The organism is Streptomyces plumbidurans (assembly GCF_019857225.1).
Taxonomy (GTDB): domain Bacteria; phylum Actinomycetota; class Actinomycetes; order Streptomycetales; family Streptomycetaceae; genus Streptomyces; species Streptomyces plumbidurans.
On record NZ_JAFJSY010000003.1, the window covers coordinates 1 to 22059 of the forward strand.

Below are 22059 nucleotides of genomic sequence, written 5' to 3' on the forward strand. Positions count from 1 at the left end.
GCTTCATGGTCTCGGGCAGCGACACGTCCTTGATCTCGACGCGGTCGATGGTGACGCCCCACTCCACCGCCGGGCTGTCGATCATCAGCTCCAGCCCCTGGTTGAGCTTCTCGCGGTTGGAGAGCAGATCGTCCAGCTCGCTCTTGCCGATGATCGAGCGCAGGGAGGTCTGCGCCATCTGGGAGACCGCGAACTTGTAGTCCTCGACGTTCACGAGCGCCGCCGACGCGTCGACGACCTTGAAGTAGACGACGGCGTCCACGCGCACGGTCACGTTGTCGCGCGTGATGCCCTCCTGGGCCGGGATCGGCAGCGTGACGATCTGCATATTGACCTTGCTCAGCCGGTCCACGAACGGGACGATCATGGTGAAGCCGGGCGAGCGCACCTCACGGGCCAGCCGCCCGAGGCGGAACACCACACCGCGCTCGTACTGCTTGACGACCCGCGCCGCGGCCGCGAAATAGACCACCCCGGCGGAACCGGCTGCCACGACCGCCGTCACCAGCTCCGGAACCATGACGACCCCCTCTGTCAGAGGCTCGCACCATCAGCGGACTCGTATGTCTGCTCCTGCAACGATATGCCCGGTTGCCGGTCCCGGGCCACGACAGGTCCCGAGGGCCTAGGCGTTCTCGGTGAGCCCCTTGGCGTCGCGTGCCAGCGCGGTCAGGCGGGAGATCGCCCGGAAGTACTTCTTGCGGTAGCCGCCGTTCAGCATCTCCTCGCCGAACAGCCGGTCGAAGGGCTGCCCGGAGGCCAGGACCGGCACCTCGCGGTCGTAGAGCCGGTCCGCGAGGACGACGAGCCGCAGCGCCGTCGACTGGTCGGGGACGGGCTGCACATCGGTGAGGCAGACGGCGCTCAGGCCGTCGGTCAGCGCGCCGTACCGGCTGGGGTGGACCTTGGCGAGATGGGCGAGAAGCTGCGGGAAGTCGTCGAGCGAGGCGCCCGGGTTGGCGTACGCCGCCTTGGTCACCTGCTCGTCGGAGAAGGGTGCGGGCGCCTCGGGCAGGCCGCGGTGGCGGTAGTCCTCGCCGTCGATGCGCAGGGTGCGGAAGCGGGCGGACAGGCCCTGGATCTCGCGCAGGAAGTCGGCCGCGGCGAAACGGCCCTCGCCGAGCTTGCCGGGAAGGGTGTTGGAGGTGGCGGCGAGCGCCACACCGGCGTCGACGAGCCTGCCCAGCAGCGTGGACACCAGGACCGTGTCGCCCGGATCGTCCAGCTCGAACTCGTCGATGCACAGCAGACGGTGACCGGACAGCGTCTGCACGGTCTGCTGGAAGCCCAGGGCGCCGACCAGATTGGTCAGTTCGACGAACGTGCCGAACGCCTTGAGCGCGGGCTCCGCCGGGGTGGCGTGCCACAGGGAGGCGAGCAGATGGGTCTTGCCCACGCCGTAGCCGCCGTCGAGGTAGACGCCGCGCGGACCGGCCGGAGTCTTCGGTGCCCTGGCCTTCCCGAACCCGAGGAAACCGCGCCCCGCACGCTTCGAACCGCCCACGGCATGCGCCCCGCCGAGGCCCGCCGCGAAGTTCTCGAGAACTCCGACGGCCTCGGTCTGACTCGGCTGGTCAGGGTCGGGTATGTACGTGCTGAAGCGCACCGAGTCGAAGCGCGGCGGGGGCACCATTTCGGCGACCAGCCGGTCCGCGGGGACATGCGGCATACGGTCGCACAGCGACAGCGGCCCCGCGTCGGCTATCGGGCTGCGGTCGGTGGCGGAAGGGGAGGACGACACGGTTCACCATGCTAAGCGCCGTGCCACACTGCACGACATGCGACGCCTGTTCCCTGTGACCGAAGAGACAGCGCCGAACACTCCCGGTGACGGCGAGTGGAGCTTCACCGAGCTCGCCGCGGCCTACGCCTATCCCGAGCCGACCACCGGCGCCGGGCCCGTGCCCTGGCTGCGGGCGAACATGGTGTCCACGCTGGACGGCGCCGCCCAGCACGACGGGGGCTCGCGGCCCATCTCCAGCGCGGCCGACATGCGGATCTTCGGCACCCTGCGGCAGCTGGCGGACGTCGTGATCGTGGGTGCGGAAACGGTACGGCAGGAGGGGTACCGGCCCGCCCGCGAGCGCCCGGACTTCGCGCGGATGCGCCGGGCGGCCGGGCAGACGCCGGCGCCGGCGATCGCGGTGGTGAGCGCGAGCCTCGACCTTGACCTGTCCTCGCCCCTGTTCGCCGAGCCCTCGGTGCCCACGCTGATCCTCACCGGCGCGGCGGCGCCGCCCGACCGCATCGCCGCCGCCGAGAAGGCGGGGGCACGGGTGGTGATCGCCGGGGACGGCGTCGGAGTGGAGCCCGCCCGTCTCGTACAGGCCCTGGCGGAACTGGGGCACACCCGGCTGCTGACCGAGGGCGGTCCCCGGCTGCTGGGGCAGTTCGTGGCCGCCGGGGTACTGGACGAGCTGTGTCTGGCCGTGTCCCCGATGCTCACCGCCGGCGATGCGCAGCGCGTCGCCGGCGGTCCGTCGGTCGCGGTGCCGCAGCGTCTCGTGCTCGTGTCGGTCCTGGAGGAGGAGGGGTTTCTCTTCACCCGTTACCGGCGGGCTTGATATTCGGTCAGCGGTACCCCCGGTCCCGAAAACGGCGGAATCAGCCGTTCCGCTTGACTTCGGCCGGGCACACTGAATCTCGCAGTCCCCGTGACACCACGGGGCAGGATGGTTTCCGCAGAAGGGGCGCCCGGTGTTCACAAGCGTATTGATGATCGAGAAGGCCCTGACGTCCGCAGACGTGGAGTTCGTCACCGGCCTGCACGGGGACGAGGAGGTCTTCTTCCACGTGCTGCTCCAGCCCCGCGGCGACCAGGCGGACCGCCTGCTGCGGGCCATCGACGACGTGGCGCTCGGCGAACTGGACGAGGCGGCGCGGGAGCGCGAGGTCCCCGAGGGGGAGGCCGCGAAGGACTTCGGGACGCGGGCCCTGGAGGTGTCCCTGCAGGCGCTGCGGGCCGGCGGGAGCGAGGCCGAGGGGCGGCTGATCGAGGATCATCCGCTGGATGCGCTCAAGGGGTTGGTTGCCGAGGTCGGCGCGGATGAGGTGATCGTGCTGACCGATCCGCATTACGTGGAGGAGTTTTTCCACCGGGACTGGGCTTCGCGAGCGCGGCACAAGGTGGGGGTGCCGGTTTTGAAGTTGTTCTCGCACAGCAAGGCGTGAGGTGCTTTGTTTGCTGCGGGTGCGTCGGGGCTTGTCGCGCAGTTCCCCGCGCCCCTTGGGGGGTGCAGGCATCCGGCTCGCATAGGCTGGGCGGCTGAACGTCCGCACGTCCGCCGTACGCACAGGAGATACGCATGGCACCCGGCCTTCCCCCCGCCATGGACCGACCGCACTTCATCGGCATCGGTGGGGCCGGGATGTCGGGGATCGCGAAGATTCTTGCGCAGCGCGGGGCCGCGGTGGCGGGGAGTGATGCGAAGGAGTCCGCGACCGCGGAGGCGTTGCGGGGGCTGGGTGCGACGGTGCACATCGGGCATGCGGCGGAGCATCTTGCCGACGACGCGAGCTGTGTCGTCGTGTCGTCGGCCATCCGGGCGGACAACCCGGAGCTGGCCCGTGCGGCGGAGCTCGGCATCCCGGTGGTCCACCGTTCCGACGCCCTGGCCGCGCTGATGGACGGTCTGCGGCCGATCGCGGTCGCCGGCACCCACGGCAAGACCACGACGACCTCGATGCTGGCCGTGTCGCTGAGCGCGCTCGGCCTCAACCCCTCGTACGCGATCGGCGGCGACCTGGACGCGCCCGGCTCCAACGCCCTGCACGGCGACGGCGAGATCTTCGTCGCCGAGGCGGATGAATCGGACCGCAGCTTCCACAAGTACGCGCCCGAGGTCGCGATCGTCCTCAACGTCGAGCTCGACCACCACGCCAACTACGCCTCCATGGACGAGATCTACGAGTCCTTCGAGACGTTCGCCGGCCGGATCGTCCCCGGCGGCACGCTGGTGGTCAACGCGGACCACGAGGGCGCGCGCGAGCTGACGCGGCGGCTGGCGGGTGCGGTCAGGACGGTGACGTACGGCGAGGCGCAGGACGCCGACGTACGGGTGCTGTCAGTCGTGCCGCAGGGGCTGAAGAGCGAGGTGACGGTCCTCCTGGAGGGGCGGGAGCTGACCTTCACCGTGTCCGTCCCCGGCCGCCACTACGCGCACAACGCGGTCGCCGCGCTGGCCGCGGGCGTCGCGCTGGGTGTCCCGGCAGCCGAGCTGGCCCCGGCCCTCGCGGCCTACACGGGCGTCAAGCGGCGGCTGCAGCTGAAGGGCGAGTCGGCAGGCGTCCAGGTGATCGACTCCTACGCCCACCATCCCACGGAGATGACGGCCGACCTGGAGGCGATGCGGGCCGCGGCGGGCGAGTCGCGCATCCTCGTCGTCTTCCAGCCACACCTGTTCTCCCGCACCCAGGAACTCGGCAAGGAGATGGGCCAGGCGCTGGCCCTCGCGGACGCCTCGGTCGTCCTCGACATCTACCCGGCCCGCGAGGACCCGATTCCCGGCGTGACCAGCGAGCTGATCATCGAGGCGGCGCGGGCCGCGGGCGCGGACGTGACTCCGGTCCACGACAAGGCCGACGTGCCGGAGGTGGTCGCGGGAATGGCGAAGCCCGGTGATCTCGTTCTCACCATGGGCGCGGGCGATGTCACCGACCTCGGACCGCGCATTCTGGACCGACTCTCGCAGTAAGGGGCTGAGGCTCATGTCGTACGACGTCGAAAAGCCGGACGAGCAGTGGCGCGCGGAGCTGACCCCCTCCGAGTACGCCGTGCTGCGCCAGGCCGCCACGGAGCCCGCCTTCACGGGTGAGTACACCGACACCAAGACCGAGGGCGTCTACTCCTGCCGTGCCTGCGGAGCCGACCTGTTCACCTCGAAGACCAAGTTCGACTCCCACTGCGGCTGGCCGTCCTTCTTCGACCCGAAGGACACCGACGCGGTCGAACTCATCGAGGACCGCTCGCACGGGATGGTGCGGACGGAGGTGCGGTGCGCCCGCTGCGGCTCGCACCTCGGGCACGTCTTCGAGGGCGAGGGGTACGGCACCCCCACCGACCAGCGGTACTGCATCAACAGCATCTCGCTGCGGCTGACCGAGGGCGAAGGCTGACGAGGGGCGAAGGACAGCGAGGGGCGACGGCTGACGAGGGCCGACGCCCGCCGCACTGCCCCCTTGGCGGTGCGGCACCTCGGACCCCCTCACCTGCCGTCCGGCAGTAGCGATCGCAGCGCCATCGTCGTCAACTCCGCCTCCACGGCGTCCCGTTCGGGGACGACGGCGGCGCGGAAGGAGCGCCCGGCCAGGAGTGAGACGAGCCACCAGGCGGCGGTGAGCGGGTCGACGTCGTCCCGGACGTCCCCAGCCGACTGGCCGCGGCGGATCAGCTGCGCGAGGGTGTCGGCGAAGTGCCGGTGGATCTCGCGCAGAGCCTCGCCGAGCTGCGGGTCGTGGGCGAGCGCGGTGGCGTCGGCGAACAGGAATCCGTGGCTGCCGGGCTGGTGGAAGCGGTCCATGTGGGCCGGGTCGAGGAAGGCCGCCAGCACCTCGGGCACCGGCCTGCCCGCGTCGGCGGCCTGGTTGAGAAGCTCGGACACCCCGTCGGTGACGTGGTCGAGGGCCGCGCGGTAGAGCGCCGACTTGGAGCCGAAGTTCTGGAAGACCACCGGCTCGGTCACACCGACTTTTTTGGCGATGTCGGACACCTTGCCGCGCTGGTAGCCGGTCTCGGAGAAGACCTCCGTGGCCGCGGCGAGGATCGAGGCGCGCCGCTCGGCGGCGGGCAGGCGCGTACGCGGGCGGGGGCGGGACTCGGTCACAAGGGCCATCGTATGCCGCCCTCGTACAGCCCTTGCCAGCGTTCTTAGTCGCGACTAAGTTATCCCACAGTACTTAGCCGCGACTAAGTTATGGAGGAGGACCATGCCCCTCGGACGCCTCATGCAGGGCAAGCCCCACGCCGCCACACCCGGCGTGACCATCGGCGCCCCTCGCACCTACGAACTCTTCGGCGACGTCTGCTTCGTCGGCCGCCGCAACCGCGCCTTCACCCGGCTCGCCGCGCTGAGCGGAGCCCGGGAGGGCGACCGCGTCCTGGACGTCGGCTGCGGCACCGGCTATCTGACCCGGCACATGGCGGCCCGGGTCGGTCCGGCCGGCACGGTGACCGGCGTGGACCCCTCGCCGCCGGTCCTGGCCTACGCCCGCCGCAGGAAGCAGCGTCCCGGCAGCGCCCCCTGCACCTACCAGGAGGGCATCGCCGAGTCCCTCGACCTGCCGGACGCCTCCTTCGACACGGTCGTCACGAGCCTGATGCTGCATCACCTGCCGGAGGAACTGCGCCCAGCCGCCCTCCGCGAGATGCTCCGTGTCGTACGTCCCGGCGGGCGGCTGCTGGTGGTGGAGTTCCAGCCGCCGAAGAGTCGGCTGGCCCGGCATCTGGTGCACGGCGGCACCGCCCACGCCATGGCGCACAACCGGGTCGACCTCCTGGACGGGATGATCACCGACGCCGGCTTCGAGGTCGGCGGACACGGGGAGATACGGCCCTGGCTGTACTACGTGCAGGCGACGCGACCGGGCGAGTGACAGCGGCGGCACGGATCGTCCGGCGCCGGGGAACGAACCCGCGCCGGTGTCCGGGTACGACTCCGTGCCGGTGTCGGTGGTCGACCCCGCGCAGCTGCCGGTGGTGCCGACTGGGACACTGCCGTTCATGAACACGACACCCGAGCAGATAAGCGCCCGCACGGCGGCCGCATGGACCGTCGCGCTCGCGATCCTCGGAGGTTTCACCGGCTACGCGTGGGAGGGGCCCTTCCTCGCGGTCGCCTGCGCACTGTCCCTCGGCGGCGGCGGTGCTCTGGGTTCGATCCTGTCCCGCCGCCATATGATCGCCACCGTCCGGGAGAGCCGGGACACGGCCGCCGCCCTCGGATACGCCGACGGCATCGCGGACGTGATGGTGCTCGGGATCTCCGCCTACAGCGCCGCCGTCTTTCCCCTGTCCGGCCCCGACGCGGTGGACGCCGCCGAGCGCAGGGCGCGCCGTGACGCCGCCTACCGGCTCACGGCCGCCGACGGACTGTCCCACGAGGTCCGTGCCGCCGCGGCCACCGCTCTCGCCGCGATCGACGACGGCCACGACGGCGAGACCCGCTCCGCCCTGCAGGACCTGTTGAAGGTCGTCCAGCAGCAGCGCCGCGGGGCCTGAGCGCGACGCGGTCGCGTCAGCGCGACGAGTCCGCCTGCGCCAGCGCCGCCCGGTCGCGGGCGGCCCGTACGGCCGTGGACAGCGACGCGGCGTCGTAGGCGCCGTGGTGGCGGCGGCCGTTGACGAAGAACGTCGGGGTGCCGGTGACGCTGCTGAGGTCCGCCGACTCGACGTCCTCGGCCACCCGCTGGGCGCCGGTGCGGGCGCGCAGGTCGCGGCGGAAGGCGTCGGGGTCGAGCCCGACCTGTTCGGCGTAGGCCAGCAGATCCTTCAGCCGCAGGTCTCCCTGGTGACTGATCAGGATGTCGTGCATCTCCCAGTACCGGCCCTGCACCGCCGCCGACTCGGCCGCCTCCGCGGCGAGTTGGGCGTTCGGGTGGACGTCCGTGAGGGGCAGGTGCCGCCAGACGTAGCGCAGGTCGTCGCCGAACTCGGCGAGCAGTTCACGGACCACGGACTCCGCGAGGCCGCAGTACGGGCACTCGTAGTCGCCGTACTCGACGAGCGTGACCGGTGCGCCGAGGGGGCCGCGCACATGGTCGCGCTCCACGTCGACGGGTTCGCTGAGATCCACGATGGTGTGGCCCGCGCCGAGCAGGGCGCGGGTGCGCGCCTGCGGGGACAGCATCGCGATGATCCGCGTCACCGACCAGGTGATCAGGAAGGACGCCAGGACAGCCGTCAGAATGCCGATCTTCGCCTGCTCCAGCTGGGTTCCGTCGAAGGCGAGCGTGGCGATCAGCAGCGACACCGTGAAGCCCACACCGGCGAGGCTCCCGCCCGCCGTCACGGCTCCCCAGCCGACCGCCGGGCGCAGCCGCCCCCCACTCACCCGGGCCGTGAGCCAGGTGGCGCCGAGGATGCCCACCGGCTTGCCGACGACGTAGCCGAGCAGGATGCCGAGCGTGACCGGTGAGCTGAAGGCGCCCGTCAACTGGTCGGCGTCGATGGCGAGTCCGGCGTTGGCCAGCGCGAACAGCGGGACGATGACATAGCTCGTCCAGGGGTGGAACATGCGCTGCAGCCGCTCGTTGGGCGAGAGCGCTGAGGCCAGACCGCGGCGCACGGTGCGTTCCAGTTCGGGCGTCGGCTGTTCCCGGAAGCCGCGGAAGAGCCGGCTGACCCGCTCCAGGGCGTGCCGTTCGGCCGGGTGGGCGTAGGTGAGCAGGCCCACGCTCAGCCCGCTGACCACCGGGTCCACCCCCGAGCGCAGCAGGGCGCCCCACAGGGCGACGGCCAGCACCGCGTACACCCCCGAGGTCCGTACCCCCGCGGAGCGCAGCACGAGGAGCGCGGCGAAGATGCCCAGGGCCGTGAGCAGCGCGGGTGCGTACACGTCGCCGCTGTAGGCGAAGGCGATGACGGCCAGGGCCAGCAGGTCGTCGGTGACCGCCACCGTGAGCAGGAAGACGCGCAGACCGCCCGGCAGCCGCGCACCGAAGACGGCGAGCATGCCGAGCGCGAAGGCCGTGTCCGTGGACATGGCGGCGCCCCAGCCGTGCAGTGAGGATCGGCCCGCGTTGACGGCGAGATAGATCGCCGCCGGGACGAGCATGCCGCTGAACCCGGCGACCGCCGAGAGCGCGAGCCGGCGGCGTTCGCGCAACTCGCCCATGTCGAACTCGCGTCGGGCCTCCAGGCCCACGACGAAGAAGAACAGCGCCATCAGCCCGCTGTTGACCCACTCGCGCAGATCCAGGGACACCCCGACCGAACCGATGCGGAACGACATCTCGGTCCGCCACCAGGAGTCGTACGTTCCGGGAGCGACGTTGGCCCATACGAGCGCCGCCACCACCGCGCCCAGCAGGACCGCCGCGCTGCCCGTCTCGGTCTGCAGGAACGTGCGCAGCGGACCGTGCGCGCCCTTGCCGCAGGCGGTCTGCCCGGTCATGGAGCCGGTCGTGGCCGGCGGTTCCTCGTGCACCCGCATCCCGATCAGTCCGCGGTGGTCAGGGCGTCAGTGTAGTGGGGCATCGGGCGTTTCCTCGGGTGAGCGGGTGTGTGCGTGCAGGTGTGGGCAACACGGTGGACAGATCTGTCTATTCCGCGTCGCAGCCCCCCGGTGAGCTGTGCGGGGCACCGGTGCGGGGGCCGGGCGCCATCGCGTTGATCACGATCTGGGCGAGTGAGTCCCCCGCGGGTTCACAGCACCTTCCGCTGCACCAGCGCGGAGAGCACCAGCGCGCCCGGCAGCAGGGGCAGCCAGACCGTCAGCACGCGATAGCCGATGACGGCCGTAGCCGACACCTCCACCGGCGCGCCGAGCGCGACCATGGCGACCACGACGGCCGCGTCCACCGGGCCGATGCCGCCCGGTGCCGGTACGGCCCCGACCGCCGTGCTCGCGACCAGGAACGCGAGGGTGACCTGCGCCCAGGACAGCGGTGAGCCGAGCGCCGCCCCCACCGCGAAGATCACGCTCGCCTGCAGCACCGGGGCCGCGGCCGCCCCGCCCCACAGGGCGAGGACCCGGGAGGGCAGGGTGTGCAGCAGCCGTACGTCGGTCAGCGCGCAGCGCAGGGCGTCGAGCAGGGGGCGGCGCAGCGGCCGTACGGTCGCCACGAGCAGGCCCGCGAGGCCGAGGCCGAGCGTCGCTCCCGCGGCGACCAGGAACAGCGTCCCCTTGTCCGGTACGAGATCGCCCGCCACCAGCGCACCTGGGAAGGCCACCAGGAAGACCAGGAGCACCAGCGTCTTCGCGATCGGCCTGACCACCGAGTAGAGGGCGAGCGAGGCGGTGGCGCGGGCCAAGGGTATGCCGCGGCCCAGCAGAAAGCGCAGGGTGACGGCGTGGGCGCCGATACTGGCCGGCAGCACATGGTTGGCCGCCCCGGCGGCGAACTGCGAGGCGATCAGCAGCCCCGTGGGCAGCCGTTCCGGCAGGGCCCCCTGCCGGACGCAGGCGGCGGTGAGCCACCCCAGGCAGGTGAACAGCAGCGCCATCAGCAGCCACCCGGGGTCGGCGGAGGCGAGCCGCGCGGTTCCGTCGTGGACGGTGCGCCAGTCGAGCGCCGCCCACAGACCGATCAGCAGCAGAGGCAGAACCACCAGCACCCGGCGCAGCAGACGGGCGGTGGGGGCGAGGCGGAGGGGGAGAGTGGGGGGCGGGCAGGGTGAGGGGGAGGGTGCAGGGATGAGCGAGGGGACGGGGCTGGGCGAGAGGGAGGTGCTGGGCGAGGGGACGGGGCTGGGGGAGAGGGAGGGGCTGGGCGTGGGTGCGGGGGCCGCGGTGGGGAGCGGTTCGCGGACGTCTTCGAGCGGGAGCGGGGACACGGCGCACGTCGTCCTTTCACATCGGCCCGGGCGACGGGGCGCGGCGCGAGGCAGGAGGGGACGCCGGAACCGTTCCCGCCCGGCGTGACGACGCGGTGTCCGGCAGCCAACGGCACGCGGGCGGGCGGACGACGCGGCAGCCCCGGCCGACGTGCACGGGACGTCGTCCTGGCCCGACGCCCGGATCGGGTCACCAGCCCGTCAGCAGCAGGTGGTTGATCAGCAGGGCGAGCACGGCCTGAGCGGCCAGCCATGCGCGCGGGTGCGGCAGGAACGCGCAGCTCGGCAGCAGCCACATCGCGAACGGCAGCCAGATGCGCTCCGTCTCCGCCTTGCTCATGCCGGAGGCGTCGGCGGCGAGAAGGGCGAGCAGAGCGGCGCCCACGAGGACGGCGAGGCGCAGGGCGGGTGCCGGGGAGCGTCTGATCAGGGTGGCCCCGGCGCGGGTCAGGGCGGCCACCGTCGCCGGGCCGACGATGCACACGGTGCAGGCGAGATTGGCCCAGATCCAGTAGCCGTAGGGGCGTACTCTCGCAGCGCCCTGGTAGTAGCGGGTGACCAACAGGCGGTACGCCTCCCACCAGTTGAAGCCCAGCGCGGTGAACACCGCGGGGACGACCACGAGTCCGGCGAGAACAAGGAGGAGGAGGGGCAGGAGGGAGACCGGGCGGGTGCGGCGGAAGGCCAGGAGGAGGACGGCGGCGGCGATCACGGCGAAGAGCGTGAGGCCGTAGGACAGATACGCGGTCAGGCCGAACAGCAGGCCCGAGGCGAAGCCCGTGCGGCGCGGGTGGTGGCCCGTCGCCGCGAGGGCCAGCAGCGCGACGGCCCAGGCCGCGACCGCCGTGAAATAGCCGTCCGCCGAGGTGCCCATCCACACCGCGCCGGGCGTCAGCACCAGGAAGGGCGCGGCGCGGCGGGCGAGCCGTTCGTCGGCGAGGGTGCGTACGGCGATCAGGACCGCCGCCGCGGCGGTCGCGCCGACGGTGATGACGAAGGCGCCCGCCCAGCCACCCCCGTGCAGACCGATCCGGTCGAGGAACACGAAGGTGAGGGTCGCCGCCGGGGGGTGGCCCGCGATGTGCGCGGGCCAGTGGTCGGAGGAGTTCAGCAGGATGTGGTGGGTGAAGTCCCGCAGCGTGTGCGGGATGTCCTGGAACCGGTCGATGACCTGGAGGTACTCGTAACGTGTGGTCAGCCGCCGGGCGATGCCGCGGTCCCAGCCGTCGATCAGGGCGAGGGACCAGGTCCACGCCATGGCGGTGCCCCACGCCGTGAACAGCAGGGCGCGCCAGGGCAGCCGGGCCGCGAGCGCGGGGCCGTGGGCGACGACGGCCACCGCGACGGCGACGGCCGCCGGGGTGCCGGGGCCGACATGGGGTCCCCAGCTGGCCAGAAAGGGCGGCCAGTCGACGCGGAGCGTTCCGTGGCGGTGCTCGATGGCCCGGCCGACCAGGACGGCGGTCAGGACCAGGAGGGCGGCCGCCGTGGCGGCGTACAGATCTCGGCGCAGGTCGCGGTGCACGCTGCAAAGCTAGGCTGCGGAGCTTCCTCCGAGCGGCTGACGTGCGCGGACGTCAGAGTTTCGTCATGGTTCACGGACCCTTTCGTGGGGTGGTTGCGACCTACGGTCGGAACATGAGACGCACTCCCTTCTCACCCGCCTTCTGGCGCAGCCCGCTGCGCGGCCCCTGGTTCACCTCGGTGCTCGGTGTCGTCCTGCTCGGCGGGATCACCGTGCTGTTCGTGACGGGACTGCTCTCGTACGCCGCGTACAACCCGGACCTGTCGGCGGTGAACGACAAGACGCCCGGCAAGGGCCTGCTCGGCTTCTATCTCTTCTCCTGGCCGACCGACCCGCACTGGCTGTACCGGCTCACCCAGGGCGTCCATGTCACCCTCGGGATCACGCTGATCCCCGTTCTGCTGGCGAAGCTGTGGTCGGTGGTGCCCAAGCTGTTCACGCTGCCGCCGGCCCGCTCCCTCGCCCACGCGCTGGAGCGGCTGTCGCTGCTTCTGCTGGTCGGCGGCGGCCTGTTCGAGTTCGTGACCGGCGTGCTCAACGTCCAGCTGGACTACATCTTCCCCGGCTCCTTCTACCCGCTGCACTTCTACGGCGCCTGGGTCTTCTTCGGCGCGTTCGTCGCCCACGCCGTGCTGAAGATGCCGATTGCGTGGCGCAATCTGCGACAACTCCGCGAAGAGCGCAACGACTTGGTGTCCTTGAACCCCGATCCGCCGACGGTGTCCCGGCGCGGTGCGCTCGGGCTGGTCGGGGGCGGCTCGCTGCTGCTGTTCGGCACGACGGTGGGGCAGGACGTCGACGGGCTGCGGTGGAGTGCCGTGCTGGCCCCGCACGGCGCCGACCCCGGAAGCGGTCCCGGCGGCTTCCAGATCAACAAGACCGCAGCCTACGCCGGGATCACCGCGGCCGACCGCAGCGAGGAGGGGTGGCGGCTGGTGGTGAAGGGACGCACCGGCACGGTCCGTCTCAGCCGTGCCGAACTGCTTCAACTGCCCTTGCACAGCTCGGCGTTGCCCATCGCCTGCGTGGAGGGCTGGTCGACCTCGGACCAGTGGTGGCGTGGCGTACGGCTGCGGGATCTCGCGGCGCTCGTGGGGTACGACGGCGATCCGCCCGATCTGTTCGTGCAGTCGCTGCAACGCCACGGCGCCTTCCGCCGGGCCGCCCTGCGGGCCAACCAGGTCGCCGACCCGCGCTCGCTGCTCGCCCTGTTCGTCAACGGTGAGTCCCTGACCCCCGACCACGGCCATCCGGCACGCATCATCGTCCCCGCGGCGCCCGGTGTGCTCAACACCAAGTGGGTGGCCGAACTGACCTTCGGAGACCTGTAATGCCACGCCCCCGCTTCACCCTCCCGCTCGGCAGCCCGCTCCAACTCCTGCTGCTGGCCTGTTCGTTCGCGCTGTCCGCCTACGCCGGGGTGCGGCTCCTGGACGGGGACTGGTTCGAGATCGCCCTCTGGTTCGTGGGCGCGGCCCTCATCCACGACCTGCTCCTGCTACCGCTGTACGCGACAGCGGACCGCCTCCTGGTACGGGCCACCGGCCCCCGGCGCACATGGGTCGCGTACGTCCGCGTACCAACCACCCTCTCCCTGCTCCTCCTGCTCGTCTGGTTCCCCCTGATCACCGGCCAGGTGACGAGACGCTACGACGCCGTCACGGGCCTGTCCGCCGACCGGTTCCTGGAACATTGGCTCCTGGTGACGGCGGTGCTCTTCGCGGGGTCGGCGGGGTTGTTTGTGGTGCGGCTGCGGAGGAAGTCGGCTGCGCCGCACGGTCGTTGAGGTAAAGGGGGCGCGGCGTCGTCGGGGGGGTGGGGTGCGGAGGCGGGTACGGGGGAGGGGTTGCCGGGGAAGTCCGGGGCGCCGGCCCCGAAGCGGCCTGCACCGCACGCCTGTCGATGGCAGGGGCCGGACCCGGGCGGAAGAGGCTGTGGGTGGTGCTCCAGAGGTCGGTTTCGAAGTCACCTGTGGCGCGCGCAGTTGAGGCAGGCTGGGTGGATCAGTTCTCGGTGCGGCCGTCTGCGCCTCGGTTGAGCAGGGCGGCGGGTGAGCGGGCGTCGGTCGTCCACTGACCGACGGGCCGCCAGCCAGTGCGATGCGCTTGGCGCAGGGGGACGGGGGCCGGGGGCCGGCTCGGGTTCCGGGGAAGGGGGCGCCGGTGGTGTCCCGGGCGTCCGTCGCGAAGCCGCCCGTGCCGCTCGCCTGTTGCGGCGGGCCGGGCCGATCGGCGTCCGCTTCCGCCCTCCGTGCCGGGGCCCCACCCCGGGGGGAGGGGTTTGCCCGTGGTGCCCCACGCATCTGTCGCGAAGTCGCCTGCCCCGCATACCTGTTGAGGTACGTCTGCACGATTAGTGCCCGGCGTTGCTCGCCGTAGCGCCGCGCAGGGCGGCGAAGGAGTGGCCGTTTGATGTGCATTGGCCAGCGGCTTGCCGTGCCGTGCGGCGTCGGGCCTGCCCGTAGGAGGGGGTTGCCGGTGGTGTCCCGCGCAATTGTCGCGAAGTCACCTGCCCCGCACCCCCGTAGACGCGCCCCCAGGCCGATCAGCGCCCCGCGCCGCCCCCCGTGCCCTCGCCCTGGCTGCGCAGTGCCACGAACGAGCGGCCATCGGTCACCCACTGGTCGATGGTGCGCCAGCCCGCGCGACGGGCGTGGCGTAGGAGGGCTGGGGTGCCCAGGCGGGCCCAGGGGAAGGGGCTGCCGGTGGCGCCTCGGGCGTTGGTCACGTGGACGCTGACGCGCTCGTCGACGGTTGGCTCGTTTGCCGTTTCGGCGATCAGCAGGCCGCCGGGGGAGAGGAGTTGGGCCGTGCGGGCGAGCAGGGCTGCTGGGTCGCCGCCGATGCCGATGTTGCCGTCGATCAGGAGGACGGTGCCCCAGCGGCCCTCGGCGGGCAGCGGTTCGAAGACGGAGCGGCGCAGGGCCTGGCCGCCGAGTCCGACCGTCCGGGCCACGGCCGCCTCGCTCACGTCGATGCCGAGCACCGGGCGGCCGCGGGCGCCGAGTTCCACGACCAGCCGGCCCGGTCCGCACCCCACGTCCAGCACCGAGCCCTCGCAGCGCCGCAGCACCTCGAGATCGGCCCCGTCCGCCTCCGCGCACCAGCGCTCCACCTCCAGCAGCAACAGCCACCCGTCGGCACGGCGCAGGAAGAGCGGGCCGCGGCCGGTGCGCAGGGCGTCGGCGTAGGGGTCGGCGGTCCAGGTGTTGTCGTCGTAGGCGTTGTCGTCGTAGGGGGTGGGGGACGGGCCGGTGCCGTCCGTCTCCGTGTCCGGCTCGCGCCGAGCGACTCCCTGTTGCGGGACCGGCCTTGTCGTCAGTTCCGGGGCCCCGCTCATCGGGCCGCCGCCGTGAGCCGCTTCAGTTCCGCGGCGAAACGGCCGCGGGGCGCCTCCTCGGCGACCAGTTCCGCGTCCCGTGCCGTGTCCACGTCCCGGAGCGGCGGCAGGTCCCGTACGCGCAGTCCGGCGAGCCGGGCCCGCTGGACTGCGCCCGTGTGCGACGTCGACATCGGAACGCCGAGGAGCAGCGCGGGGTCGGGGTCGGCCAGCCCCAGCGCCCAGAAGCCGCCGTCCTCGGCCGGGCCGAAGTACGCGTCGCAGTCGGCGAAGTCCACCGTCAGCAGCTCCGGAGTCACCTGCGGGGTGTCCATGCCGATCAGCAGCGCAGGGCCCGTGCAGTGCGCGAAGGCGGCGGCCAGCCGTTCGTCGAGGCCGCCCGGACACTGCCGTAGGACCTCGAAGCCGGGCGGCAGCCAGGGGCCCGGCTCGCCGTCCAGGAACAGGACCCGGCGGTGGGCCGGTGTGCGGGCCACGACCTCCAGGGTGTCCGCGAGCGCAGCCTCCGCGAGCGCGGCGGCCTCCCGCGGGGTGAACGGCGGCGTCAGCCGGGTCTTCACCCGCCCTGGCCGGGGCTCCTTCGCGACGACCAGGAGCGTCGTCATCGGCCGGCTCCTTCCGCCGGCACCGGCCGCGGGCCCGGTCCCGGCGGCTCGGCCAGCACCCGGCTCATGTCGCGCACCGCCTGCCAGGTGCCGCGCCAGGTGCCGGTCACCTTGGAGGCGCCCGCACGCGGCCGGTAGGGGACGTCGTACTCGTCGATGCGCCACCCCGCGTCGGCCGCGCGCACCACCATCTGCAGCGGGTAGCCGCTGCGGCGGTCCGTCAACCCGAGGGAGACCAGGTCCTCCCGGCGGGCGGCGCGCAGCGGGCCGAGGTCGCGCAGGCGCAGCCCGGTGCGGCGGCGCAGCAGCCGGGCGAGCGCCAGGTTCCCGGCCCGCGCGTGCACGGGCCAGGCACCGCGGGACTGCGGGCGGCGGCGGCCGAGCACCAGATCGGCCTCCCCGGCCACGATCCGGCGCACGAACGGCACCAGGTCGGCCGGGTCCAGCGAGGCGTCGCAGTCGCAGAAGCAGACGATGTCCGCGGTGGCGGCACTCAGGCCCGCATGGCAGGCGGCACCGAAGCCGCGTCGTTCCTCCCGTACGACGCTCGCGCCGAGGGCCCGGGCGATCTCCGCCGAGCCGTCGGTCGAGCCGTTGTCCACGACCAGCGCGCGCCAGCCGGGCGGGATGCGCTCCAGCACCCGGGGCAGCGCCTCGGCCTCGTCGAGGCAGGGGAGGACGACGTCCACGGACGCCGCGACCGGATTGCCGGCCGGTCCTCTTTCGTCTTCGTCGCAAGGGGTCGTCACGGCTTTCACCCTACGAGCGAGAAACCGGCAAACCGGACACCGGCACCTTACGAAACACGGACGTCAGGGGCTGGTGGCGGCGCTCGCGGGCGCGCGGTGCGAGGCTGGCTGCATGGAGCAGCAGCAGTACCGACAGACCGGGGCCCGGGTGCTCGTCGTCGACGACGATCCCACCGTCGCCGAGGTCGTCACCGGATACCTCGACCGGGCCGGATACGTCGTCGACCGGGCCGGCGACGGCCCCGACGCGCTCGCCCTGGCCGCCGCGCACTGGCCGGACCTCGTCGTCCTGGACCTGATGCTGCCCGGCATGGACGGCCTGGAGGTGTGCCGGCGGATGCGGGGACAGGGCCCCGTACCGGTCATCATGCTCACCGCCCGCGGCGACGAGGACGACCGCATCCTCGGCCTGGAGGTCGGCGCCGACGACTACGTCACCAAGCCCTTCAGCCCCCGCGAACTCGTTCTGCGCGTCGAGTCGGTGCTGCGCCGCACCCGTCCGGCCGCACCGGCGCGCCTGCTGGCCGCCGCCGGGCTCTCGATGGACCCGGCGGCCCGCCGCGCACTCAAGGACGGCACCGAACTCGCCCTCACCATCCGCGAGTTCGACCTCCTCGCCTTCTTCCTGCGCAACCCCGGCCGGGTCTTCAGCCGCGAGGACCTGATGCGCGAGGTGTGGGGCTGGGACTTCGGGGACCTGTCCACCGTCACCGTCCACGTACGGCGGCTGCGCGGCAAGGTCGAGGACGACCCGGGCCGGCCCCGGCTGATCCAGACCGTGTGGGGCGTCGGCTACCGCTTCGACGGCTCCGGCGATGCGTCCGAGGGCGGCCCCGGGAGCGGCCCCGGCGGTGGCTCCCGTGTCGAGCGGTCCGGCGACGGCTCTCGAACGGAGGCGTGAGCATGCGCGACAACCTCCTCATCGCCCTCTTCGCCTTCCTCGGCGCCGCCGCGGCCGGACTGCTCGGCGCCGGCGTGCTGCTCCTGGTCCGGCGCCGCTCGCTCGCCCTGCACCTTGGCGTGGTCGCCGCCGTCGCCGTCACCGCCATGCTCGCGGGCACCCTGGCCGTCGCGCAGGCCATGTTCCTGTCCGCGCACGACCTGAAGGTCGTCACGACCGTCGTCGCGATGGCGGCTGTGGTCTCCCTGGTCACCGCCCTGCTCCTGGGCCGCTGGGTCGCCGCCCGCAGCCGCGCCCTGACCCTCGCCGCGCGCTCCTTCGGCGACGGCGGCGACTTCACCTCGCCCGACGGCCCCGCCACCGCCGAACTCGCCGCCCTGAGCCGCGAGTTGGAGGCCACCAGCGTCAGGCTCGCCGAATCCAGGGAGCGTGAGCGCGCCCTGGAGTCCTCGCGCCGCGAACTCGTCGCCTGGATCTCCCACGACCTGCGCACCCCGCTCGCCGGGCTGCGCGCCATGTCCGAGGCCCTGGAGGACGGCGTCGCCGCCGACCCCGACCGCTACCTCAAGCAGATGCGCGCGGAGGTGGAACGCCTCAACGGCATGGTGGGCGACCTCTTCGAGCTGTCCCGCATACACGCGGGCGCGCTCGCGCTGAGCCCGAGCCGGATGTCCCTGTACGACCTCGTCGGCGACGCCCTCGCCGGTGCGGACCCGCTGGCGCGCGAGCACGGCGTACGGCTGGTCGGCGACCGGATCGAGCCGGTGCCGGTGGAGGTGGACGGCAAGGAGATGAGCCGCGTACTGGGCAATCTGCTGGTCAACGCGATCCGCCGGACCCCCGCCGACGGCACGGTCGCGGTGGCCGCCGAGCGCTCGTCCGACGGCGTCGTGCTGTCCGTCACCGACAGCTGCGGCGGCATCCCCGAGGAGGATCTGCCGCGCGTCTTCGACACGGGCTGGCGCGGCACGCACGCCCGGACTCCCCCCGCGGGCGCGGGACTTGGACTGGCGATCGTGCGGGGCATCGTGGAGGCCCACCAGGGCACGGCCACCGTGCGCAACGTCCCCGGCGGCTGCCGCTTCGAGGTGGTGCTGCCCGCCGCCGCTTCGTGAACGCGGGCAGCACCACCGGTCCGAGGAAACTCTAGGGAACCTCCGAGGAAGCTCCGAGGAAACTACGCCCCGCGCAGCCCGGCGCGGGCGAACTCCCGCATTCCTTCGTCGAAGCCGACCTCGGGCTTCCACCCCAGCTCGGAGCGCAGCAGCGCCGAGTCGGCGGTGATGTGCCGTACGTCGCCCAGGCGGTACTCGCCGGTGACGACCGGTTCGGGGCCGCCGTACGCCTCCGCAAGCGCGCGGGCCATCTCGCCGACGGTGTGCGGCTCGCCGCTGCCGGTGTTGAACACGCTCAGCGCGCCCTCGCGGGAACCGGCCTCCAGCGCCGTCGCGTTGGCCGCGGCCACGTCCCGCACATGCACGAAGTCCCGCCGCTGGCGGCCGTCCTCGAAGACCCGCGGAGCCTCGCCCCGGGCCAGCGCCGAGCGGAAGAAGGAGGCGACACCGGCGTACGGGGTGTCGCGGGGCATCCCCGGCCCGTACACGTTGTGGTAGCGCAGCGACACCGCCCGGCCGTCCGTGGCCCGGGCCCAGGCCGCCGCCAGATGCTCCTGCGCCAGCTTGGTCGTCGCGTAGACGTTGCGCGGGTCCACCGGGGCGTCCTCGCCGACCAGTCCGGGGGAGAGGTCCGCCCCGCACACCGGGCACGGCGGTTCGAAGCGGCCCGCGTCCAGGTCGCTCACGGCACGCGGGCCGGGGCGTACGACACCGTGCCGGGGACAGGTGTAGCGGCCCTCCCCGTAGACCACCATCGACCCGGCCAGCACCAGCCGCCGCACGCCCGCCTCGGCCATCGCGGTGAGCAGGACGGCGGTGCCCAGGTCGTTGCGGGAGACGTACTCCGCCGCGTCCCCGAAGCCCGTGCCCAGGCCGACCATCGCCGCCTGGTGGCACACGGCGTCCACCCCGGTCAGCGCCCGGCCCACGGCGGCGGGGTTGCGCACGTCGCACGCGGGGTCGGCACGGACGTCGTACACGACGGGCTCGTGCCCGCGCTCCCGCAGGGTCGTCACGACCTGGGACCCGATGAACCCGGCACCGCCGGTGACCAGTACACGCATACGGCCACGCTAGGGCCGCGACCGCCCGCGCCGGGGCCCCACGCCGGTCACGTCACCGCTCCGTAAGACCCTGCCCCTCGCGCAGGGGCAGGGTGACCGTGAACACCGTCGCCCCCGGACCGCCGCTCAGCCCGATCGTGCCGCCGTGCGCCTCGATCAGGGCGCCGGCGACGGACAGCCCCAGGCCGCTGCCGCCGCGGTCGCGGCTGCGGGCCTTGTCGACGCGGTAGAAGCGGTCGAAGACGCGGTCCCGGTCGGCGGGCGGGACGCCGGGGCCCGCGTCCTCGACCCGGACCACGGCGTTGTCGTCCTCCCGCGCGACCCGGACCGACACCCGCGTACCGGCCGGGGTGTGCACGGCCGCGTTGGTGAGCAGGTTGTCCAGGACCTGCCGGATGCGGTGCGGGTCGATGCGCAGCTTCAGCGCGGCCGGACCGGAGGCGAGGGCCAGCGGGCGGTCCGGGTGGCTCGCCCGGAAGGCGGCGGCGGCCTCCTCGACCAGCTCCACCAGGTCCGCCTCCTGCAGCCTGAGCGGCGCGTCCATCTCCGCCGCGTCGAGCCGGGCGAGCAGCAGCAGGTCGTCCAGGAGCACCCCCATCCGCGCGGCCTCCGCGCGCAGCCGCGCCAGGTGCTTGTCGCGCTCCTCGGGCGCGTTGGCGGCGGCGTACTGGAACAGGTCCGCGTAGCCCCGCACCGACATCAGCGGCGTACGCAGCTCGTGCGAGGCGTCCGCGACGAAGCGGCGCAGCCGCTGCTCGGCCTCCGCGCGGACCGCGAGCGAGTCGTCGATGTGCTCCAGCATCGTGTTGAAGGCGGTGCGCAGCTCCTCGACCTCGGGGCCGCCGCCCCGCTTGTCGGCGCGCAGCGGCAGCCGTGCCGCCGACTCGGTCAGGTCGTGCGAGGCGATGCCGTGCGCGGTGTGCGCCATGTCGCTCAGCGGGTTCAGGCCCCGGCGCAGCATCCGCCGGCCGAACACCACCAGCGCCAGCAGCGCCAGCCCGAAGGCGATCACCTGGACCGCGATCAGCCGCCGTACCGTCTCCCCGATGGCGTCCGTCGGCGCGCCGCTGACCAGGACCACACCGGGCTTCACCTCGCAGGCGCGCAGCCGGTACTCGCCCTCGCCCGCCAGCTGCGCGGTGCGCAGCATCTCGGTGGGCGCCGCGGACTGCGCCCTGGCCAGCGAGGTCAGCGGGGCGATGTCCCTGGGCAGGTCGCCCGGCTCCTCCGGCTTGCGCAGCACGGCCCTGCCGCCCGAGACGTCGTACACCGCGTAGTACCAGCGGTAGTACTTCTTGCCCTGGAGCGTGCCCTTCTGCGCGATGCTCTTGGACTGCGCGACCTGGGCAAGACCGAGCTGGTCGTCGAGCTGGTTCGACAGATAGTCGCGCATGTACGTCGTCAGGGCCGTGCCGACCACCGCGAACACCACCAGCGCCAGCGCCCCGAGCCCCAGGGCCAGCCGGGTGCCGAGCCGCAGCCGCCGGTACGCCGCGAGCAGCCGGGCGATCACTCGCTCGCCTGCCGGACGACGTAGCCGAAGCCCCGCACGGTCTGGATCAGCGGCTCTCCCGTGTCGTCGAGCTTGCGGCGCAGCCGGCTGACGACCAGCTCGACGACGTTGGAGCGGCCGCCGAAGCCGTACTCCCACACATGGTCGAGGATCTGCGCCTTCGTCATCACGGTCGGCGACTTGCGCATCAGGAAGCGCAGCACCTCGTACTCGGTGGGCGTGAGCGTGAGCAGCTTCTCGCCGCGGCGCACCTCGCGGGTGTCCTCGTCCATCGACAGGTCCGCCACCCGCAGCACCGACCGCTGGAACGCCGGCCCGGCGCTGCGCCGCAGCACCGTGCGCAGCCGCGCCATCAGCTCCTCCACCGCGAACGGCTTGACCAGATAGTCGTCGCCGCCCCGGGTCAGCCCCGCCACCCGGTCGGCCACCCCGTCCCGCGCGGTCAGGAACACCACCGGCACCATCGTCCCGGACCGGCGCAGCCGGTCGAGCACGCCGAAGCCGTCCACGTCCGGCAGCATCAGGTCGAGCACCACGATGTCCGGGCGGAACTCGCCGGCCGTCCGCAGCGCCTCCTCACCGGAGTTCGCGGTGACCGCGTCCCAGCCCTCGTAGCGGGCGACGGTCGCGACGAGATCGGCGATGGGCGGGTCGTCGTCCACGACGAGGAGGCGAACTTTTTCCACCCGCTCATAGTGCGCCATATGGCTGACAAGGCCATGGCGCGGGGCACACGGCAGGCACATCGACAGGGAC

At 72.8% G+C, this 22059-nt stretch carries 22 protein-coding genes; 10 read left to right on the forward strand and 12 right to left on the reverse strand.

Features of this window, described 5'->3' with window-relative positions; translation table 11 throughout:
* Both JYK17_RS02845 and zapE read right to left on the reverse strand, forming a co-directional pair.
* The coding region (locus JYK17_RS02845; RefSeq protein WP_261995344.1) for an SPFH domain-containing protein at nt 1–520 on the reverse strand (520 nt) is incomplete at its 3' end.
* Between the two features lie 105 nt (nt 521–625).
* On the reverse strand, nt 626–1741 hold the full coding sequence (gene zapE, locus JYK17_RS02850; RefSeq protein WP_108006943.1) for a cell division protein ZapE: 1116 nt from the start codon (nt 1739–1741) through the stop codon (nt 626–628).
* 37 nt (nt 1742–1778) lie between these two features.
* On the opposite strand from zapE, the gene JYK17_RS02855 reads away from it, so the two are divergent.
* The 4 genes from JYK17_RS02855 to msrB all read left to right on the forward strand — a co-directional run bounded on the left by JYK17_RS02855 (nt 1779) and on the right by msrB (nt 5115).
* A complete protein-coding gene (locus JYK17_RS02855) occupies nt 1779–2564 on the forward strand; it encodes a pyrimidine reductase family protein (RefSeq protein WP_222809693.1) in 786 nt (261 codons plus the stop codon).
* Between the two features lie 133 nt (nt 2565–2697).
* Nucleotides 2698–3171, forward strand: coding sequence for an indole-3-glycerol phosphate synthase (locus tag JYK17_RS02860; RefSeq protein WP_181362319.1), 474 nt, complete (start codon nt 2698–2700; stop codon nt 3169–3171).
* Between the two features lie 134 nt (nt 3172–3305).
* Complete coding sequence (gene murC, locus JYK17_RS02865) at nt 3306–4694, forward strand: UDP-N-acetylmuramate--L-alanine ligase (RefSeq protein WP_222809694.1); 1389 nt, start codon at nt 3306–3308, stop codon at nt 4692–4694.
* 13 nt (nt 4695–4707) lie between these two features.
* Nucleotides 4708–5115 carry a peptide-methionine (R)-S-oxide reductase MsrB gene (gene msrB / locus JYK17_RS02870; RefSeq protein ID WP_108006937.1) on the forward strand — a complete coding sequence of 136 codons (408 nt, stop codon included), beginning with the start codon at nt 4708–4710 and terminating at the stop codon, nt 5113–5115.
* An 89-nt stretch (nt 5116–5204) separates the two neighbouring features.
* On the opposite strand, the gene JYK17_RS02875 is transcribed toward msrB, so the two are convergent.
* Nucleotides 5205–5822: a TetR/AcrR family transcriptional regulator gene (locus JYK17_RS02875; protein WP_222809695.1), complete on the reverse strand. Its 618-nt coding sequence runs from the start codon at nt 5820–5822 to the stop codon at nt 5205–5207.
* A gap of 103 nt (nt 5823–5925) precedes the next feature.
* Here JYK17_RS02875 and JYK17_RS02880 point away from each other — a divergent pair, with 103 nt between their 5' ends.
* Both JYK17_RS02880 and JYK17_RS02885 read left to right on the forward strand, forming a co-directional pair.
* Nucleotides 5926–6591, forward strand: a complete 666-nt coding sequence (locus tag JYK17_RS02880; RefSeq protein WP_222809696.1) for a class I SAM-dependent methyltransferase — start codon at nt 5926–5928, stop codon at nt 6589–6591.
* Between the two features lie 127 nt (nt 6592–6718).
* Complete coding sequence (locus tag JYK17_RS02885) at nt 6719–7216, forward strand: hypothetical protein (protein WP_128801658.1); 498 nt, start codon at nt 6719–6721, stop codon at nt 7214–7216.
* Nucleotides 7217–7232: 16 nt separating this feature from the next.
* On the opposite strand, the gene nhaA is transcribed toward JYK17_RS02885, so the two are convergent.
* From nhaA to JYK17_RS02900, 3 genes are all read right to left on the reverse strand, one after another.
* A complete protein-coding gene (nhaA, locus tag JYK17_RS02890) occupies nt 7233–9110 on the reverse strand; it encodes a Na+/H+ antiporter NhaA (protein WP_234548205.1) in 1878 nt (625 codons plus the stop codon).
* A 251-nt stretch (nt 9111–9361) separates the two neighbouring features.
* Entirely contained in the window at nt 9362–10492 is a 1131-nt protein-coding gene (locus tag JYK17_RS02895) for a lysylphosphatidylglycerol synthase transmembrane domain-containing protein (RefSeq protein WP_308011634.1), read from the reverse strand.
* A gap of 190 nt (nt 10493–10682) precedes the next feature.
* The gene (locus JYK17_RS02900; RefSeq protein WP_108006924.1) at nt 10683–12017 is read right to left on the reverse strand and encodes a hypothetical protein; all 1335 of its coding nucleotides are present in this window, start codon (nt 12015–12017) and stop codon (nt 10683–10685) included.
* A gap of 113 nt (nt 12018–12130) precedes the next feature.
* Between JYK17_RS02900 and JYK17_RS02905 the strand changes: the two genes are divergently transcribed.
* Together JYK17_RS02905 and JYK17_RS02910 are read left to right on the forward strand one after the other, a co-directional pair.
* Nucleotides 12131–13348, forward strand: coding sequence for a molybdopterin-dependent oxidoreductase (locus JYK17_RS02905; protein WP_108006922.1), 1218 nt, complete (start codon nt 12131–12133; stop codon nt 13346–13348).
* Nucleotides 13348–13803, forward strand: a complete 456-nt coding sequence (locus tag JYK17_RS02910) for a hypothetical protein (protein WP_108006920.1) — start codon at nt 13348–13350, stop codon at nt 13801–13803. Before JYK17_RS02905 ends, JYK17_RS02910 begins: the two co-directional genes overlap by 1 nt.
* Before the next feature lie 758 nt (nt 13804–14561).
* On the opposite strand, the gene JYK17_RS02915 is transcribed toward JYK17_RS02910, so the two are convergent.
* The 3 genes from JYK17_RS02915 to JYK17_RS02925 are packed head-to-tail and all read right to left on the reverse strand — an operon-like array spanning nt 14562 to nt 16710.
* Nucleotides 14562–15356 (reverse strand): class I SAM-dependent methyltransferase, encoded by a 795-nt coding sequence (locus JYK17_RS02915; protein WP_222809697.1) that lies wholly within the window; start codon nt 15354–15356, stop codon nt 14562–14564.
* Nucleotides 15353–15961 carry a TIGR04282 family arsenosugar biosynthesis glycosyltransferase gene (locus JYK17_RS02920; protein ID WP_108006916.1) on the reverse strand — a complete coding sequence of 203 codons (609 nt, stop codon included), beginning with the start codon at nt 15959–15961 and terminating at the stop codon, nt 15353–15355. The genes JYK17_RS02915 and JYK17_RS02920 overlap by 4 nt, the downstream gene beginning before the upstream one ends.
* On the reverse strand, nt 15958–16710 hold the full coding sequence (locus JYK17_RS02925; RefSeq protein WP_234548206.1) for a glycosyltransferase family 2 protein: 753 nt from the start codon (nt 16708–16710) through the stop codon (nt 15958–15960). The genes JYK17_RS02920 and JYK17_RS02925 overlap by 4 nt, the downstream gene beginning before the upstream one ends.
* Before the next feature lie 112 nt (nt 16711–16822).
* Between JYK17_RS02925 and JYK17_RS02930 the strand changes: the two genes are divergently transcribed.
* Nucleotides 16823–17611, forward strand: a complete 789-nt coding sequence (locus JYK17_RS02930; protein ID WP_108006912.1) for a response regulator transcription factor — start codon at nt 16823–16825, stop codon at nt 17609–17611.
* A gap of 2 nt (nt 17612–17613) precedes the next feature.
* The gene (locus JYK17_RS02935; protein ID WP_222809698.1) at nt 17614–18726 is read left to right on the forward strand and encodes a sensor histidine kinase; all 1113 of its coding nucleotides are present in this window, start codon (nt 17614–17616) and stop codon (nt 18724–18726) included.
* Nucleotides 18727–18788: 62 nt separating this feature from the next.
* Here the strand turns inward: JYK17_RS02935 and JYK17_RS02940 are convergent, their stop codons facing one another.
* Genes JYK17_RS02940 through JYK17_RS02950 form a run of 3 tightly spaced genes read right to left on the reverse strand, consistent with a single transcriptional unit; the run spans nt 18789 to nt 21989 of the window.
* Complete coding sequence (locus JYK17_RS02940) at nt 18789–19790, reverse strand: NAD-dependent epimerase/dehydratase family protein (RefSeq protein WP_222809699.1); 1002 nt, start codon at nt 19788–19790, stop codon at nt 18789–18791.
* A 52-nt stretch (nt 19791–19842) separates the two neighbouring features.
* A complete protein-coding gene (locus JYK17_RS02945) occupies nt 19843–21303 on the reverse strand; it encodes a sensor histidine kinase (protein WP_222809700.1) in 1461 nt (486 codons plus the stop codon).
* On the reverse strand, nt 21300–21989 hold the full coding sequence (locus JYK17_RS02950) for a response regulator transcription factor (RefSeq protein ID WP_108006904.1): 690 nt from the start codon (nt 21987–21989) through the stop codon (nt 21300–21302). The genes JYK17_RS02945 and JYK17_RS02950 overlap by 4 nt, the downstream gene beginning before the upstream one ends.
* Between the last annotated feature and the right edge of the window lie 70 nt (nt 21990–22059).